Raw genomic sequence first — 16,153 nt, 5'->3', positions numbered from 1 at the left:
CGTCCGACCGATCGTGACCGCACCGACTGCCGACATCGATACGCTCGCCAAGGGCGGCCGCACCAATATCGCGGGGTTCGTGCTGCGGCTGGCCGCGCGGATCCCGTTCCTGTTCATCGCGGGTCGGCTCTACGGTCCGGATCTCGTCGGGCGGTTTGCGCTCGCGGTCGTCGTCGTCGAGCTCGCCGCGCTGCTCGCGACGCTGGGGTTGAAACGCGGGCTGGCGCAGGCGCTCAGCCAATCGGACGATCCGCCCAGCAATATCGTCTGGGATGCGCTGGCGCTCGCGTTCGTCGCATCAATGGCGGCGAGCGTGGTGCTGATCGCGTTTCCGCAGATCATGTACCCCAACAGCGGGATCGGCGGGCTCGACCGATTCTTCCCGTGCATCATCGTCGCGATCGCCTGGTCCGACGTCAGCTTGGCCGCGCTTGCCTATCGATTGAACGTCAAGGCGGCGGTGACCGCGCGCGCAGTGATCGAGCCGTGGACGATCAGCATCGCGGCCTGGGCGTTTTCGCTATTCACGATCAAGGACGGGCTGGTGCTCAGTTACGTCGCGTCGATGACCGCGGCACTGATCGCGAGCCTGGTGCCGTTCCTCAAGAGCTACGGCCTGCCGCATGGCTGGTCACCGCACCCGGTCAAGCTCGCCGCGCTCGCGCGCGCCAACGCGCCGCTCGCGGGGGCCGACGCGCTGGAATGGGGCAGCCGCAATGTCGATCGCTTCATCCTGGGCGTGATGTTCGAGCCGCGCGTCGTCGGCATCTATTACATGGCGCAGCAGGTGGCCTCTCTGCCGCAGAAGCTGAAGACGAGCTTCGACCCGATCCTCGGCCCGGTCATCACCCAGAGCCTGGCCAATGGCGACCGCGCCGCGATCGCCAACCAGGTGCGTCAGGTCGCGTTCTGGATCATGGCGGCGCAGGCCGGACTCGCGCTGATGGGATCGATCCCCGGCGAGGCCGTGATGGGGGTGGTCGGGCCGCAGTTCGTCGCGGGCACCGCAGCGCTGGGGTTCCTGCTGACCGCCGAGGTGTTCGCGTCGACCGGCGCGGTGTGCGAATCTGCGCTGGTCTATACCGCGCGGCATCGCAACCTGATGATCTCGACCGTGATGCTCGGCGTCCAGATCGGGCTGAGCCTCGCTCTGATTCTGGGCATGCGCGCGCTGGATTGGCCGACCAGCTTTCAGGCGGCGGGGCCGGCGGTCGCGTTGATGCTGAGCGTCGGGATTACTTCGATCGTCAAGGCGCGATTACTCCGCCACATCCTCGGCGCACCGGTATCGGCGTGGCGGTGGCCGCTGGTCTGGGCGGCGCTGGCGGCGATCGCGGTGGGTTCGGTGTTCACCTCCCTCCCCGACCAGTATCGCTGGACCGAAATCGTCTTCGGAGTGCCCGCGATCGCGGCGACGTATCTCGTCATCCTGTGGAAATTCGCATTCGGCCCCGCCGATCGTGCGCTGTTCCGCAAGATGCCGAGCGCGGACGAAGCGACGCTGCCCAACCTGGGTGCGCCGATCCGCTGACCTAGTGGCGAAAGTGGCGCATGCCGGTGAAGATCATCGCGAGCCCCGCATCGTCGGCGGCGGCGATCACCGCCTCATCGCGGATCGACCCGCCCGGCTGGATCACCGCGGTCGCACCCGCCTCGATCGCGGCGAGCAGCCCGTCGGCGAACGGAAAGAACGCGTCCGACGCGACCGCCGATCCGATCGTGCGGGGCGCATCCCAGCCCGCCTTCGCCGCGGCATCCTTCGCCTTCCACGCCGCGATTCGCGCCGATTCGAGGCGGTTCATCTGCCCCGCCCCGATCCCCGCGGTGCTGCCGTCCTTGGCATAGACGATCGCGTTCGACTTGACGTGCTTGGCGACGGTCCAGGCGAAGCGGCAATCGTCGAGTTCCTGGTCCGTCGGCTGGCGCCTCGTCACGACCTTGAGGTCGCCCGGGCATCCGTTATCGCGCGACTGGACCAGCCAGCCCCCCGCGATCGATTTCGCCGCGATCCCGCCGCGCGCCGGATCGGGCAGGTCGCCGGTCAGCAGCAACCGCAAATTCTTCTTCGCCGCGAATAGCGCGATCGCGTCCTCGTCGGCATCGGGCGCGACGACGACTTCGGTGAAGATGCCCACGATCGCCTGCGCGGTCGCGGCGTCGAGGCGGCGATTGAGTGCGATGATCCCCCCGAACGCCGACACCGTGTCGCATGCGAACGCGGCGTCGTATGCCTCGGCGAGCGTCGACGCGGTCGCGACGCCGCACGGATTGGCGTGCTTGACGATGACGACGGTCGGTTCGGCGTCGCGAAACTCGGCGACGAGTTCGAGCGCGGCGTCGGCGTCGTTCAGATTGTTATAGCTCAGCGCCTTGCCCTGCACCTGCCGTGCCTGCCCGATGCCGCGCGTGGCAGGACCGGTGGCGGCGTAGAAGGCGGCGGCCTGGTGCGGGTTCTCGCCATAGCGCAGTTCGTCGCCCGCACGCTTCAACGTCAGCGGCAGCGTGTCGGGAAAGCGCTCGCCCTGGTCGGCGAACGCGAACCATTGCGCGATCGCGCCGTCATAAACGGCGGTCGCCGCATAGGCCTTCGCCGCCAGCCGCTTGCGATCATCGAGCGTGGTCGTTCCTGGTTCGACCAGCGCATAATCGGCCGGGTCAGTGACAATCGCGACATAGGCATGGTTCTTCGCCGCCGACCGCACCATCGATGGCCCGCCGATGTCGATATTTTCGATGATCGTGGCGCGATCCTCGCCCTTCGCGACGGTCGCCTCGAACGGATAGAGGTTGACGACGACGAGGTCGATCCCGCCGATCCCATGCTCCGCCATCGACGCGGCATGCCCCGCATCGTCGCGCACCGCGAGCAAGCCGCCGTGGATCATCGGGTGAAGCGTCTTCACCCGCCCATCCATCATCTCGGGAAAGCCGGTAAGGTCGCTGACGTCGCGGACCTCAAGCCCGGCCTCGCGCAGCGCCTTTGCGGTGCCCCCGGTCGAGACGAGTTCGACGTCACGGGCGGCGAGCGCCTTGGCGAGATCGACGACGCCCGTCTTGTCGGACACGGAGAGGAGCGCGCGGCGGATCGGGATATCGGTCATGCCGGTGGCCCTTGGCGGTTCAGGCGGCGCGCTTCAAGGCCCAGCTAACGCTGGCGCCGCCCGCCGCCGCCTCACCGACAACGACGAGCTGCTGGGTCGCAATCGGGCGCCCCTGCCCATCGATCCAGAGCGAATCGTCGATCGTGAGCATGCCGCCGCGACAGCGGAACTGCCACAGCGCGCCGCCGGGAACCCGCAGGATCGCGGCGAGTCCGTCGGCAGTCGCGGACGCCTCAACCCGCGCTCCCAGATGGAAGCGAATCGCGAAGGGTGTCGTCGGTGCCTTGCGCTTGCGCCCGCTCGGCAGCAGCGCATCCTCGCCACGCAGTTCGCGTCCGTCGCCGGTCAGCATCAACTGCCGCCGATGGACGAATCCCCAGCGCCGAACATAGCCGTCGTGGCTGGCCTCGATCCGGCTCGCCGCAGCCGATTCCTGGCGCGACAATTCGACCTCGGCGACGCCGCGCCCCAGCGTGCCGTCGGGGTGGATCGCGGTCGAGTTCGAATCGCCGACGATCAGCGTCGAATGCGCCGCAGTCGTGCGCAGGCCCCCGATAATCTTTTTCGGCAATTGCGTGCTCGCCGCCTGCGATCCACCGCAATTGACGATCAGCCGGGCCGTGCCGTCGGAAAACTCGAACGCCAGCGTCGACGCGCAGCCGCTTTCGACCAGCCGCGCGACGGGGGGCGGGGCGGCGTCGACGATCAGTACCGCGCTGCCCGCAGCGAGCCGCTGATAGCCCCAGTCTCGCGCCTGACGAAGCGGGCGGGTGCGCACCCCGCTTGCTTCGATCACCGCCGCGACCCGGTCGGCGGTGGCGGGGCCGCCGCCCTGCCAGCTCGCCAACGCACGGTCGCCGTGCGTCGTGCCGAGCAAGGCGGGTACCATCCGCGCGAGCGCCGCCTGCACCGGGTCGGGCAGCTCGAGCCGCCGCGCCGCATAGGTTTCACGCAGCATCGCAAGCAGCATGATCGCATCGAGCAGCATCGCGGGGCTGCGCGATACCGCGCCGCCATCGTCGCTCAGCCCGCCCGCCAGCGCGCGCGCCAGCCCGGCCTCACCGAAACTTTTGCGCGGATCGCCGCCGGGAATTAGCAGCCCTGCCGCGACGACGCCGCACCACGCCGCGATCCGCCGAGATCCGGGCGCGGCCTTGTCGGCACCGCGATCGAGATGCCGCGCGCCGCGTGCGAGCGTGTTGAGGACGCTCGATCGGTACACCAGGTCGGTCGACGACAGGATGAGCGGCGCGTGCGACGTCCAGAACAGGATGCGCCGCCCCCACAGATCGGGGCGCCACGCGAGCGCATCGACCTTGTCCGAATAAGCATCGAGCCAGCGCGCCAGCAGCCGTTCGGCGATCGGCGCGCCCTGCGGGCGGGTCGCGACGGTGGACAGGTCGCGCAGCCACGCGAAGCTGTGGACATAATCCGCAAACGGGCGCGACCAGTCCCGGCGACCAAAATCGAGCGCATCGAGCGCGTGATGTTCGCCCTGGAACGACACGGTGCCGGCCAGCAGCGCCTGCCCGCGCTTGATGTCGCCGATGACGGGGTCGCCGGGCACCGCGATCAGCTTCAGCGGATAGCGCCCGCGCAGACGCATCGTGTGAATCGGCGTCCGCCAGGTCAGCCGCTGGAATCGTTCGGACAGCCGCTCGGCGAGGCTGAGCCCGGTGTCGCCACCCAGACGGATCAGCCGCTTGCCCTCCTCGACGCCATCCAATGCCTGCGGGTCGATGGCCTCCGCGTCGGGGGTGTCGGTCATTGGCCCCGCAAGGCAGCGATGTTGGCGGCGTAGCCGTGCGGCCCATCCTTGAACACCGCGGTGCCCGCGACCAGCGCGTCGGCCCCCGCGTCGATGCAGCGCGCCGCGGTATCTGGGTCGATCCCGCCATCAACCTCGAGATCGATCGCACGACCGCTGGCGTCGATCATCTTGCGGATCGCCGCGATCTTCTTGAGCTGGCTCGGGATGAATTGCTGACCGCCGAACCCGGGGTTGACGCTCATCACCAGCACCAGGTCGACCATATCGATCAGGTAATCGAGCATCTTGGCGGGCGTGCCGGGACACAGGACCACCCCCGCGCGCTTGCCGAGCACCTTGATGTGCTGGAGCGAGCGGTGGATGTGCGGCCCCGCCTCGACATGGACGGTGATCGTGTCCGCGCCAGCCTCGGCGAACGCATCGAGATACGCGTCGACCGGGCTGATCATCAGGTGGACGTCGAACGGCTTGGTCGTCATCCCGCGGACCGATTTCATCACCGCCGGGCCGAACGAGATGTTGGGAACGAAATGACCGTCCATGACGTCGACATGGATCCAGTCCGCCCCCGCCGCGTCGATCGCGCGCACTTCGTCGCCAAGGCGGGCGAAATCGGCGGAGAGGATGGAAGGCGCGATACGGACGGGATTCATGACCGCGTGCTCTAGCGTGTGATGCGCCGCGGCGGAAGCGTTGCGATTATGCCGCGCGCCTGAGCCGCGCGACGAAGAACCCATCGCACCCACCCTCGGCCTCCAGCATGCCCGGCAGGGTCCGAACATAGCCGCGGTCGCTAACCGGTATGCCGGGGGGCAGCATCGCCGCATCGGGCGCGTCGATCGCGTAATCGCTGCGCGCCGACAGAAACGCATCGAGCTGCACCTCTCCCTCGGCGGGCTCCAGGCTGCACGTCGCATAGACCAATGTGCCCCCCGGTTTCACCCAGTCGGCGGCGCGCGCGAGAATCCGCGCCTGCACCGCTGCCATTTCCGCGATTACGCTCGGGCGGACGCGATGAAGCACGTCGGGGTGACGGCGAAAAATCCCGGTCGCGCTGCACGGCGCGTCGATCAGCAGCGCGTCGACCGGCGCGGCGGGCGACCAGAGCAGCGCGTCGCCATGGACGACTTCGGCCTTGCTGTGCGTCCGATAGAGATTCTCGCGCAGCCGCTTGATCCGCGCCTGCGACGAATCGACCGCGGCGACGTGCCAGCCCTGCGCGACAAGCTGGAGCGTCTTGCCGCCGGGCGCGGCGCAGAGGTCGATCGCGGTGCCCTCGCCCCCCTCGGGTCCCGTCCCGATGATCCGCGCGGGGATCGTCGCGGCAAGGTCCTGCACCCACCACGCGCCGTCCTTGTAACCGGGCATGTCGACCACCGACGCATGATCGGCGATGCGCACATGGCCGGGCGCCAGGCTGATCCCGCCGAGCCGTTCCGCCCATTGCGCGGTCGAAGACCAGTCGGCGAGCGTCACGTCGAGCGGCGGCGGCGCGGCGATCGCACGCGCGGCGGCGTCCGCCACCTCGCCGCCCCACGCGGCGTCCCAGCGATATTCGACCGGCGCGGGCAACGCGGGGACTTCGGGCAGCAGCACCCCGCTCTTCATGATCGCGCTGAAGACACCATGGACCAGCTTGCGCGGGCCACCCTCGACCAGCGGCAGCGCGGTCGAGATAGCGGCGTGCTGAGGCGTGCCCAGCACCAGCACCTGGACCAGCGCGATCCGCAGCGCCATCCGGGCCTTCGCATCGTCGGGCAGCGCGCGCTCGGTGACCGAATCGATCAGCGCGTCGAGATCAGGCAACCGCCGGAGCACCTCCGCCGCGATCGCATGCGCGAGCCCGCGATCGGGGCCGTGGATGTGGCGGGTCGCGGCGGTCAGCGCCGATTCGAGCGGCTCGCCGCGACGCAGCACCGCGTCGAGCAGCCGCAAGGCGGCGAGGCGGGCGGGTGCGCCCAGAATGGCGGGAGGGCGAGACAGGGTGGCGATACTCCTGGAAAACAATCTGGGGTGGAAAACAGTTGAGCGAAAGCCATATGAAGACGAGGAGATCAGCCATGGGCACCCGCCCCCCGCACGTCAAACCGCCCGCCTATCTTTCGAAGACCCAACCGGTCCCCGATCCCGAGCCGATGCGGCGCCCCGAGGACGATCCGCTCGACCGCGATCCGGTTCGCTATGGCGACTGGGAGCTCAAGGGCATCGCGATCGATTTCTGACCGGCGATCCGGACAGGTCAGGCGGTCAACGTCGCCAATTTGGTCACCGTGTTCCAGTTCCGCCCGGTCGCGACCTTGGGAAACTTGCCCTTCGCCATCGCGGGATGGAGCGTCGAACGCCCGATCCCATCGGGGAAATCGATGAACAGTTCGCGGCCGACCGCAGCGAGTCGTTCGGGTCCGTCATAGGCTTCGCCCAGCGCATCGATTTTGCCGGCCGGAAATTCCTCGGCATGAAATAGCACCAAGACATGGTTCGGGCGCGTCTCCGCCGCATCGGGAAACGGATTGGCCTCGATGATCGCGGCGAGATCGGCGTGGCTGCGCACGAACCAATCGGTGTCGAGCCGCAGCGTCTTCGTGGCCGCGGTCGCGAGCGTCGATTCGATCGCGGCGGCATCGCGCTCGTCGGTCTCGAACACGACGTTGCCCGAGGCGAGTAGCGTCTGCACCTCACCATAGCCCAGTCCTTCGACGAAGCTGCGCAGGTCGGCCATCGGCAGTTTGCGATTACCCCCGACGTTGACGCCGCGGAGCAGCGCCGCCCACTTCACGCGCCTTCCTCACGGAGTGGTCGCGCCAACAGGTCGGCGATGACGTCAGCGATTCCCGCGCCGGCGAGCAGGTGGCACACCGCATCGGTGACAGGCATGTCGACCCCCGCCTCGCGTGCGGCCTCGGCCAGCACCGGCGCGGTGAACGCGCCCTCCGCCACGGTGCGGCGATCCGCCATGAGTGCACCCGCCGAACCGCCGCGCCCCAGGCCGACGCCGAGCGAGAAATTGCGGCTACTAGTCGAGGAGCAGGTGAGGACGAGGTCGCCGAGCCCCGAGAGCCCCGCGAGCGTTTCCGCGCGCGCGCCACGGGCGAGGCCGAAGCGCGTCATCTCGGCAAAGCCGCGCGCGATCAGCGCGGCGCGCGCGTTCTGGCCAAGCCCCGCGCCTTCGACGACTCCGCACGCGATCGCGAGCACGTTCTTGACCGCGCCGCCGATCTCCGCACCGACGACATCGCTGCTCGCATAGGGCCGGAAATGCGGTGCGGCGAGGCGATCCGACAGCGCTGCGCGCAAGTCGTCGTCTTCTGCAGCGAGCGTCACCGCAGTCGGCAGCCCCGCGGCGACCTCGTGCGCGAAGGTCGGCCCCGACAGCACCGCGACGGGGGCGTGCGGATGGACCTGCCGTGCGACCTCGCCGATGAGCATCCGCGTCCCCGCCTCGATCCCCTTGGCGCACAGCACCAGCGGAGTCGCACCGACGGAGGTCTCGGCGAGCACCGCGCGCACGTGCTGCGCGGGCGTGACGACCAGCAGCGCGTCGCACCCGCTCAGATCGCCGAGCGAGCCCATAGCGCGGATCGTCGGCGACAGCGCGACCCCGGCGAGGAAGCTGCTGTTCTCATGACGATCGTTGATCGCGGCGACGACATCGGGCTCGCGCGCCCAGAGCAGCACGTCGCGATTCCCATGCGCCGCGACCTGCGCGAGCGCGGTGCCCCAGGCACCGCCGCCGATCACCCCGATCTTCATGACCTCGCCCTCACGCCTTCACCCCCGCGCCCCTGACCGGTTCGGCCGACGGATCGAGCGGCCAGCGCGGTCGCGGCGCGATATCGAGCGGATCGGTCAGCCCCGCAGCGAACCGTTCGGCGCCCGCCCACGCGATCATCGCGGCATTGTCGGTGCACAGCCACAGCGGCGGCGCCACGAACCTGAGATCATGTTCGCGCGCCAGCGTATGCAACGCGGAACGCACCGCCATGTTGGCCGCGACCCCACCCGCGACGACGAGCGCGGTCGGGCGCTTACCCCCGGCAGGCAGTGATCGGAGCGCCTGTGCGGTTCGGTCGATCAGGCACTCGACCACCGCGAGCTGGAACGAGGCCGCCAGATCTTCCGCCGGATGCTGCCCGGCAGCGCGCGACACCGCGCTCTTGAGCCCCGCGAACGAGAAATGCGGCTCTGGCGAGCCCTTCAGCGGGCGCGGCAACGGCACCGTCGGCTGCCCCAGCGCCGCCGCGCGTTCGACCGCGGGACCGCCGGGAAAGCCGAGCCCGAGCAGCTTGGCGGTCTTGTCGAACGCCTCGCCCGCGGCGTCGTCGATCGTCGTCGCCAGGCGGCGATAGCGCGCGACCCCCTCGACCAGCAGCAACTGGCAATGCCCCCCCGACACCAGCAGCAGCAGATAGGGGAAGGCGAGATCGGGATCGGACAGCCGCGGGCTCAGCGCATGGCCTTCGAGGTGGTTGACCGCGATCAGCGGCTTGCCCGCCGCGTGCGCCAACGCCTTGCCGGTGACGAGCCCGACCATCACCCCGCCGATCAGCCCCGGCCCCGCGGTTGCCGCGATCGCGTCGACTTCGGCCAGCGTCAGCTCGGCATCCGCCAGCGCGGCCGCGATTAGCGGCTCGAGCGCCTCGACATGCGCGCGCGCCGCGATTTCGGGGACGACCCCGCCGAACGGTGTATGCGCCGCCTCCTGCCCCGCGAGCCGATGGCTGAGCACCCGTCGATCGCCGGTCACCAGCGCTGCCGCGGTCTCGTCGCACGATGATTCGATGCCCAGGATGATCATGCCCCCGCCCTATTGCCTGGCCCCCCGCTTGTCGAACCGGGCACGATTCTGCATGACGCGGCGATGATCCGGTTCAGGCTAGGGACGCGCGGTTCGCCGCTGGCGCGGACACAGGCGGCGATGGTCCGTGATGCGCTATGCGCCGCGCATGGCTGGCACGCGGACGAGGTCGAGACCGTGATCATCCGCACGACGGGGGATCGGATCCAGGACCGCGCGCTCGCCGAAATCGGCGGCAAGGCGCTGTGGACCAAGGAGCTCGACCGCGCGATCGAGGCGCGCGAGATCGACGCCGCGGTCCATTCGATGAAGGATGTCGAAACGATCCGCCCGGCGATGATCGCGATCGCGGCGATGCTGCCCCGCGCCGACGTCCGCGACCGGCTGATCGGCGCCGACAGCGTCGCGGCGCTGCGCCAGCGCGCAATCGTCGGGACGAGTTCGCCGCGACGCCGCGCGCAACTGTTGCGGTTGCGCCCCGACCTGACGGTCGTGTTGTTCCGCGGCAATGTCGATACCCGGCTTGCCAAGCTGGCGGCGGGGGAGGCCGACGCGACGCTGCTCGCCGCCGCCGGGCTCGATCGGCTCGGACGCGAGGTCGGCCATGCAATCCCGACCGACCTGATGCTTCCCGCCCCCGCACAGGGCGCGGTCGGGATCGAGGTCCGCGCCGACGACGAGTCCGCCGCGATGATCGTCGGCGCGATCGACTATCCCGCGACGAGCGCGTGTGTGCTGACCGAGCGCGCGCTGCTCGCCGCGCTGGGGGCGGATTGCCATTCTCCCGTCGCCGCGCTCGCCAGCCTGGCGGGTGAAATGCTGACGCTGCGCGCCGAATTGCTGTCAGAAGATGGCACCGAGCAGGTCGAAGGCCATGCCGAAGGGACCGACGGCGCCGAGATCGGCGCGCGCCTCGCACAGGATTTGCTGACGCGCGCGCCCGCAGCGATCCGGAAGCTCTTCTGCCCCTGACCAACCTCGTCGTGGTGCGTCCCGAACCGGGGCTCAGCGCCACGGTCGCGCGCGCGCGCGCTGCGGGACGCGAAGCCATCGCGATGCCACTGTTCGCGGTTGCGCCCGTTCCTTGGACGTGCCCCTCGTCGACCCGGATCGATGCGATATTGGTCACGAGCGCCAACGCGATGCGCCACGGGGGTATCGGACTTGCCACGTTGCGCGATCGGCCGGTCGTCGCGGTCGGCGAGGCAAGCGCCGTGGCGGCGCGGTCGGCGGGGTTCGAGGTCGCGGTGGTTGGCACGCACGATGCCGCATCTGCTGTCGCGCTGGCGCGGACCCGAGGCTTCGACCGGCTGCTCCATCTCGCGGGGCGGGACCGGGTGGATCTCCCCGGCGTCGACGCGATCATCGTCTATGCCAGCGACGCAATCGACATCGACGCCGAGGCCACCGCGCGGTTCGTCGATCGGACGGTGCTGCTCCATTCGCCCCGCGCCGCGCGTCATGTCACCGCGCTGGTCGATCGCGACGGCCTCGACCGCAGGCGCATCGGAATCGCGGCACTCAGCGGCGCGGTCGCCGCGGCGGCGGGTGCGCGATGGCGCGCGGTCCACGTCGCCGCGACCCCCGACGACGACGCCCTCATCGCTGCCGTGATCGCGACAGGGTCCGCACGCGATTGACCGGCCAGCCCGGGACGAGGATAAGCGGGCGCATGGCAGATTATGTGTCGACCGACCCGGCAGCGCCGCGCGGCAACCGAACCGGCTTCATCATCGCGGGGTTCGTGGTGGCGTTCGTCGCCGGGCTCGTGCTGATGGGCTATGCGATGAAGCACGTGCCATTCTTCGGCGGCGCGCGCTCAAAGATCAGCGCGGTCGCGTCCGGCAAGGACGACGAGACGCGCGATGAGGCGGCTGGGTTCAGCCCCGCCGCGCCGCTCAACGCGAACGGCGAGTCGCCCGCGGTGGCATCGCCGACCGATCCGGTGCTGCTCGCGACGCGCGAAGCTGCGCTCGCCGCGCAACTCACCTCGCTCGAGGCACGCACCGCCGGTGTGTCCGCCGATGCCGCCGCCGCGCGGGGGCAGGCAACCCGCGCGGAAGGGCTGTTGATCGCGTTCGCCGCGCGCCGGGCGCTAGATCGCGGACTGGGCCTCGGTTATATCGAGGATCAGCTCCGCAATCGCTTCGGCGGCGTCCAGCCGCGCGCGGTGATCTACGTGATCCAGGCATCGCGCAACCCGGTGACGCTGGAGGATCTGCGCCAGGGACTCGACGCGATCGCCCCCGACATCAGCACCGTGCGCGCGGACAATTGGTGGCGCAGCCTCCAGCGCGAACTGTCGAACCTTGTCGTATTGCGCAAGGCGGGAACACCGTCGCCGCTCCCGGCGGACCGCCTCGCTCGCGCCAAACGCCTGCTCGAGGGGGGACAGGTGGAAGCCGCGCTTGGCGAAGTGAAACGCCTGCCCGGCGCGAGCGATGCCGCCAACTGGACGACTGCGGCGAACCGCTACGTTACCGCGCGCCACGCGCTTGACCTGATCGAGAATGCCGCCATCCTCGGTCGAGCCGCCGCGCCTCCGCCCCCGCCGGCAGGGGGAACGGCGACCGATCCCCAGCAACTGAGCACGACCGCGCCCGAACCCGCGATCTAGACGCGATCGATCAACGCCTGCGCCGCTGCGGGATTGCGAACCTTCGCGCCTGCAATGAAGAAATGAAAGACATCGCGTTCAATCCGCGCGGGCGCCTCGCTGATATAGTGCAGGTCGTCGGGCCGACCGCCCGCCTGCCACGTCTCCGCCGCTGTCGCCCAACGATCGAGCTCAGCCGTGCTATAGCCCAGCGGCTCGTCTTCGGTCGCGGTTTCGAGCCGTGCATAGACGAAATCGCCCGTCACATCGGCGATCGCGGGATAGTCGTTCGACTGCGCATAGACGATCACAACGCCCGCCGCGCGGCACATCGCGACGAACTCGGGAACCGCGAAGCTCTCATGGCGTACCTGCACCGCGTGCCGCAGCGCGATGCCGTCCTGCTTCGCCGGGAGCAGCTTCAGGAATGCGCCGAAATCCGCCGCATCGAATTTTTTCGTCGCCATGAACTGCCACAAGATCGGCCCCAATTTGTCGCCAAGCTCGACGATCCCCTGTCCGACGAAGCGCTCGATCGACGCCCCCGCCTCGGCCAGAACCTTGCGGTTGGTGCAATAGCGCGACGCCTTCAGTGCGAACATGAAATCGTCGGGCACCTGGTCGCGCCACGACGCGAAGGTCGCGGGCTTGAACCCCGAATAATAGGTGCCGTTGACCTCGATCGCGGTGAGCTTTCCCGCGGCATATTCCAGCTCGCGCTTCTGTGGCCATTTGTCGGGATAGAATGTCCCGCGCCATGGCTCGTAGGTCCAGCCGCCGATCCCGATTCGTATCGTCATGTCCGATCTATACTGACAGGTTGCGAGAACGCCCAACAGAGGTATTGGGGGGAGATGTCGTTGCCCCGATCCCACAACCCGGATTTCGGATGTGTGGCCCCAATACAGCTTTAAGCATATCGGGTTATGATGGTAGGAATGACCAAGATTCTCGTCATATTCGGCACCCGTCCCGAAGCGATCAAGGTGTTCCCCGTCGTTCGCGCGCTGGCGCATGCCGGCCTGACCGTGCGGACGTGTGTCACGGCGCAGCATCGCGGCCTGCTCGACCAGGTGCTCGCGATCGCCGACCTAGTCCCCGACATCGACCTCGATCTGATGGAGCCCGGCCAATCGCTCGATCGGCTCACCGCGCGGCTGTTGACGGGACTCGGCGACGTGATGGACCGCGAAACGCCCGCCCGCGTGATCGTCCAGGGTGATACCGCGACCGCGATGGCGGGGGCCCTTGCCGCCTATTACCGCAAGATTCCCGTCGCGCACGTCGAGGCGGGATTGCGGTCGGGGGATATCTATCACCCCTGGCCCGAGGAGGTGAACCGCCGCGTCGTGGCGCCGATCGCCGACCTGCATTTCGCGCCCACCGCCACCGCCGCTGCGGCGCTGGCGCGCGAAAACGTGACCCGCGGGGTCCACGTCACCGGCAATACCGTCATCGATGCGCTGAATTGGACGCGCGAGCGGATCGCTGTCCACCCATCGCTTGCCGCAGGCCTAGACGATATCGCCAACCGGTTCGCGGGCAAGAAGCTGGTGCTCGTGACGACGCATCGGCGCGAAAATTTCGGTGACGCGATGGGCAACATCGCGCGCGCACTGCGCCGCATCGCCGCGCGATCCGATACGGCGATCCTCTTTCCGATGCACCCCAATCCCCATGTCGGCGCAGTGATGGACGACATCCTCGGCAATCATCCCGCGATCGCGCGGATCGCCCCGCTCGATTATCCGCATTTCATCCGCGCGCTCGACCTTTGTCATCTGGCGCTGACCGATTCGGGGGGAGTTCAGGAAGAAGCCCCCGCTCTCGGCAAGCCGGTCCTCGTGATGCGCGATACGACCGAACGCCCCGAGGGGGTGACCGCGGGCACCGCCAGGCTGGTCGGCACCGACGAAGACCGGATCGTTTCCGAAGTCTTCACGCTTCTCGACGACAACGCCGCCTATGCCGCGATGGCGCGCGCGCACAATCCGTTCGGCGATGGCCACGCCAGCGAGCGGATCGCGCGGATAATCAGGGATGATCTCGACCGATGAAGTCGCACGCTGAACTCAAGGTCGTCGTCATCGGGCTGGGCTATATCGGCCTGCCCACCGCCGCGGTGATCGCGCGGACCGGCGCGCAGGTGCTCGGCGTCGATGTATCGCCCAGCGTCGTCGACACGATCAATTCGGGCAAGGTCCATATCGAGGAAGTCGATTTGGACGGGCTCGTCTCGGGCGTGGTCGCGCGCGGTGACCTGCGCGCGTCGACGGTGATCGAACCCGCCGACGTGTTCGTGATCGCGGTTCCGACCCCGTTCGGTCCCGACCATGTCCCCGACATCGCGTACGTGCTGGAAGCAAGCCGGACGATCGCGCCGGTGCTCAAGAAGGGTGATACGGTCATCCTCGAATCGACCTCTCCGGTCGGGACCACCGAACAGGTCCGCGACCTGCTCAGCGCCGCGCGCGCCGACCTGCGGTTTCCCAGCGCGGCGGGCGACCATCCCGATGTCGCCATCGCCTATTGCCCCGAACGCGTCCTGCCGGGCCGCATCCTCGTCGAGCTCATCGACAATGATCGGGTCATCGGTGGGATCACGCCGCGATGCGCGCGCCAGGCGCTGAGCCTGTACCGCCGGTTCGTGCGCGGCGCCTGCGTCACGACCTCGGCCCGCGCGGCGGAGATGACGAAGCTCGTCGAAAACGCCTATCGCGACGTCAACATCGCCTTCGCCAACGAAATGAGCATCGTCGCGGACAAACTGGATGTCGACGTCTGGGAAGTGATCAAGCTCGCCAACCGCCATCCGCGGGTCAACATCCTCCAGCCGGGGCCGGGGGTGGGCGGTCATTGCATCGCGGTCGACCCATGGTTCCTGGTCCACGCCGCGCCCGCCGAAACTCCGCTGATCCGCGCCGCCCGCGGCGTCAATGACGGCAAGACCCGACACGTCGTCGATCAGGCGATCGCGCTGGCCGAGGCGCATCCCGACGCGGCGATCGCGTGCCTAGGCTTGGCGTTCAAGGCCAACATCGACGATTTCCGCCAGAGCCCGGCGATCGAGATCGTCGAGGCACTGGCGGCGCGGTTCGGCGACCGTATCCGCATCGTCGAACCGCACACCGATCGCTTGCCCGACCCGCTCGCCCGCCACGGCGCGACGCTGATCGACATCGACACTGCGCTGGAGACATGCCCGGTAATGATTGTCCTGGTCGATCACGATGTCTTCCGCGCGGTCCCCGCGAGCGAGCGGAGCGGCAAGGCAATCCTCGACACCCGCGGGATCTGGAGCGCGGGGTGACCCGCGAATAACACGTTGTCAGTTCACTTCGCCATAAGTGGCTGGTGCTTGACCGGTTTGCCGCGATAGGACTAGATGGTGCTCGCTCGACGCATTTGCGTTTCGTTAGAGCGGCTTTCGCAAGATATGAGTGGCTCAGGGAATCCAATAGGCGTGCCGATCTGATTCGGCATGCTGGCTGGATGGAGGTCGGCATGGATGGGTAAGCCATTATCGATGGATCTGCGTTCGCAGGCACTGGCCGCGGTTGACGAAGGATTGAGTTGCCGGGCGGCAGCGGGGATGAGAGGTGGCTCGGGAAATCTGAACAGCGGGGATAAGTGGATTGCCGATCTGACCGCGGCCATGTTGGCCGCCCCAGGAGGCAAGATGAGCAAGCGACCCCGCCGGAATCACAGCCCGGCGTTTAAGGCCAAGGTAGCTCTGGCTGCCGTGAAGGGTGAGAAGACGCTGGCCGAGTTGGCGCAGCAGTATGACGTGCATCCAAACCTCATCAACCAGTGGCGATCCCGGCTGCTGGAGGGCGCGGCGGACGTATTCGGATCGGAGCCGGCCGCGAGCGAACCGGCGATCGACGTGA

At 68.5% G+C, this 16,153-nt stretch carries 16 protein-coding genes; 8 read left to right on the top strand and 8 right to left on the bottom strand.

Features of this window, described 5'->3' with window-relative positions; translation table 11 throughout:
- Positions 1–13 precede the first annotated feature (13 nt).
- Entirely contained in the window at positions 14–1,531 is a 1,518-nt protein-coding gene (locus EAH84_RS12390; RefSeq protein ID WP_140872331.1) for a lipopolysaccharide biosynthesis protein, read from the top strand.
- Between the two features lies 1 nt (position 1,532).
- Here EAH84_RS12390 and purH read toward each other — a convergent pair whose 3' ends face one another.
- Genes purH through EAH84_RS12370 form a run of 4 tightly spaced genes read right to left on the bottom strand, consistent with a single transcriptional unit; the run spans position 1,533 to position 6,864 of the window.
- Positions 1,533–3,101 carry a bifunctional phosphoribosylaminoimidazolecarboxamide formyltransferase/IMP cyclohydrolase gene (purH, locus tag EAH84_RS12385; protein WP_140872330.1) on the bottom strand — a complete coding sequence of 523 codons (1,569 nt, stop codon included), beginning with the start codon at positions 3,099–3,101 and terminating at the stop codon, positions 1,533–1,535.
- A gap of 19 nt (positions 3,102–3,120) precedes the next feature.
- Positions 3,121–4,869: a heparinase II/III family protein gene (locus tag EAH84_RS12380; RefSeq protein ID WP_140872329.1), complete on the bottom strand. Its 1,749-nt coding sequence runs from the start codon at positions 4,867–4,869 to the stop codon at positions 3,121–3,123.
- Entirely contained in the window at positions 4,866–5,525 is a 660-nt protein-coding gene (gene rpe / locus EAH84_RS12375; RefSeq protein WP_140872328.1) for a ribulose-phosphate 3-epimerase, read from the bottom strand. Before rpe ends, EAH84_RS12380 begins: the two co-directional genes overlap by 4 nt.
- Before the next feature lie 46 nt (positions 5,526–5,571).
- Positions 5,572–6,864 (bottom strand): RsmB/NOP family class I SAM-dependent RNA methyltransferase, encoded by a 1,293-nt coding sequence (locus EAH84_RS12370; protein ID WP_140872396.1) that lies wholly within the window; start codon positions 6,862–6,864, stop codon positions 5,572–5,574.
- 68 nt (positions 6,865–6,932) lie between these two features.
- Between EAH84_RS12370 and EAH84_RS12365 the strand changes: the two genes are divergently transcribed.
- On the top strand, positions 6,933–7,094 hold the full coding sequence (locus EAH84_RS12365) for a DUF1674 domain-containing protein (protein WP_140872327.1): 162 nt from the start codon (positions 6,933–6,935) through the stop codon (positions 7,092–7,094).
- 17 nt (positions 7,095–7,111) lie between these two features.
- Here EAH84_RS12365 and EAH84_RS12360 read toward each other — a convergent pair whose 3' ends face one another.
- From EAH84_RS12360 to tsaD, 3 genes are read right to left on the bottom strand one after another with little or no spacing between them, the layout of a single operon-like run.
- Positions 7,112–7,648, bottom strand: a complete 537-nt coding sequence (locus EAH84_RS12360; protein WP_140872326.1) for a DUF1697 domain-containing protein — start codon at positions 7,646–7,648, stop codon at positions 7,112–7,114.
- Positions 7,645–8,622 carry an NAD(P)H-dependent glycerol-3-phosphate dehydrogenase gene (locus EAH84_RS12355; RefSeq protein ID WP_140872325.1) on the bottom strand — a complete coding sequence of 326 codons (978 nt, stop codon included), beginning with the start codon at positions 8,620–8,622 and terminating at the stop codon, positions 7,645–7,647. Before EAH84_RS12355 ends, EAH84_RS12360 begins: the two co-directional genes overlap by 4 nt.
- Positions 8,623–8,632: 10 nt before the next feature.
- Positions 8,633–9,667 (bottom strand): tRNA (adenosine(37)-N6)-threonylcarbamoyltransferase complex transferase subunit TsaD, encoded by a 1,035-nt coding sequence (gene tsaD, locus EAH84_RS12350; RefSeq protein ID WP_140872324.1) that lies wholly within the window; start codon positions 9,665–9,667, stop codon positions 8,633–8,635.
- 63 nt (positions 9,668–9,730) lie between these two features.
- Here tsaD and hemC point away from each other — a divergent pair, with 63 nt between their 5' ends.
- Genes hemC through EAH84_RS12335 form a run of 3 tightly spaced genes read left to right on the top strand, consistent with a single transcriptional unit; the run spans position 9,731 to position 12,284 of the window.
- On the top strand, positions 9,731–10,639 hold the full coding sequence (gene hemC, locus EAH84_RS12345) for a hydroxymethylbilane synthase (protein WP_140872323.1): 909 nt from the start codon (positions 9,731–9,733) through the stop codon (positions 10,637–10,639).
- Between the two features lie 14 nt (positions 10,640–10,653).
- Positions 10,654–11,307, top strand: coding sequence for a uroporphyrinogen-III synthase (locus EAH84_RS12340; protein WP_241656588.1), 654 nt, complete (start codon positions 10,654–10,656; stop codon positions 11,305–11,307).
- 32 nt (positions 11,308–11,339) lie between these two features.
- On the top strand, positions 11,340–12,284 hold the full coding sequence (locus EAH84_RS12335; RefSeq protein ID WP_140872321.1) for a hypothetical protein: 945 nt from the start codon (positions 11,340–11,342) through the stop codon (positions 12,282–12,284).
- Here the strand turns inward: EAH84_RS12335 and EAH84_RS12330 are convergent.
- On the bottom strand, positions 12,281–13,063 hold the full coding sequence (locus EAH84_RS12330; RefSeq protein ID WP_140872320.1) for a DUF72 domain-containing protein: 783 nt from the start codon (positions 13,061–13,063) through the stop codon (positions 12,281–12,283). The genes EAH84_RS12335 and EAH84_RS12330 overlap by 4 nt on opposite strands.
- A gap of 138 nt (positions 13,064–13,201) precedes the next feature.
- Between EAH84_RS12330 and wecB the strand changes: the two genes are divergently transcribed.
- The 3 genes from wecB to EAH84_RS12315 all read left to right on the top strand — a co-directional run.
- Positions 13,202–14,320, top strand: a complete 1,119-nt coding sequence (gene wecB / locus EAH84_RS12325; RefSeq protein WP_140872319.1) for a non-hydrolyzing UDP-N-acetylglucosamine 2-epimerase — start codon at positions 13,202–13,204, stop codon at positions 14,318–14,320.
- Positions 14,317–15,573: a UDP-N-acetyl-D-mannosamine dehydrogenase gene (wecC, locus tag EAH84_RS12320; RefSeq protein ID WP_140872318.1), complete on the top strand. Its 1,257-nt coding sequence runs from the start codon at positions 14,317–14,319 to the stop codon at positions 15,571–15,573. Before wecB ends, wecC begins: the two co-directional genes overlap by 4 nt.
- 369 nt (positions 15,574–15,942) lie before the next feature.
- On the top strand, positions 15,943–16,153 hold a 211-nt coding region (locus EAH84_RS12315), incomplete at its 3' end, for a transposase (protein ID WP_140868377.1).

It is taken from the genome of Sphingomonas oligophenolica (genome assembly GCF_006438955.1).
GTDB lineage: Bacteria > Pseudomonadota > Alphaproteobacteria > Sphingomonadales > Sphingomonadaceae > Sphingomonas > Sphingomonas oligophenolica_A.
Note: the sequence above shows the minus strand (reverse complement) of the source record. Positions and strands in the feature narration are given on the sequence as shown.

Coding starts and splice junctions, on each gene's coding strand:
- EAH84_RS12365 (WP_140872327.1), top strand. CDS start 6,933: ATGGGCACCCGCCCCCCGCACGTCAAACCGCCCGCCTATCTTTCGAAG.
- EAH84_RS12330 (WP_140872320.1), bottom strand. CDS start 13,063: ATGACGATACGAATCGGGATCGGCGGCTGGACCTACGAGCCATGGCGC.
- EAH84_RS12380 (WP_140872329.1), bottom strand. CDS start 4,869: ATGACCGACACCCCCGACGCGGAGGCCATCGACCCGCAGGCATTGGAT.
- purH (WP_140872330.1), bottom strand. CDS start 3,101: ATGACCGATATCCCGATCCGCCGCGCGCTCCTCTCCGTGTCCGACAAG.
- hemC (WP_140872323.1), top strand. CDS start 9,731: ATGATCCGGTTCAGGCTAGGGACGCGCGGTTCGCCGCTGGCGCGGACA.
- wecC (WP_140872318.1), top strand. CDS start 14,317: ATGAAGTCGCACGCTGAACTCAAGGTCGTCGTCATCGGGCTGGGCTAT.
- rpe (WP_140872328.1), bottom strand. CDS start 5,525: ATGAATCCCGTCCGTATCGCGCCTTCCATCCTCTCCGCCGATTTCGCC.
- tsaD (WP_140872324.1), bottom strand. CDS start 9,667: ATGATCATCCTGGGCATCGAATCATCGTGCGACGAGACCGCGGCAGCG.
- EAH84_RS12355 (WP_140872325.1), bottom strand. CDS start 8,622: ATGAAGATCGGGGTGATCGGCGGCGGTGCCTGGGGCACCGCGCTCGCG.
- EAH84_RS12335 (WP_140872321.1), top strand. CDS start 11,340: ATGGCAGATTATGTGTCGACCGACCCGGCAGCGCCGCGCGGCAACCGA.
- wecB (WP_140872319.1), top strand. CDS start 13,202: ATGACCAAGATTCTCGTCATATTCGGCACCCGTCCCGAAGCGATCAAG.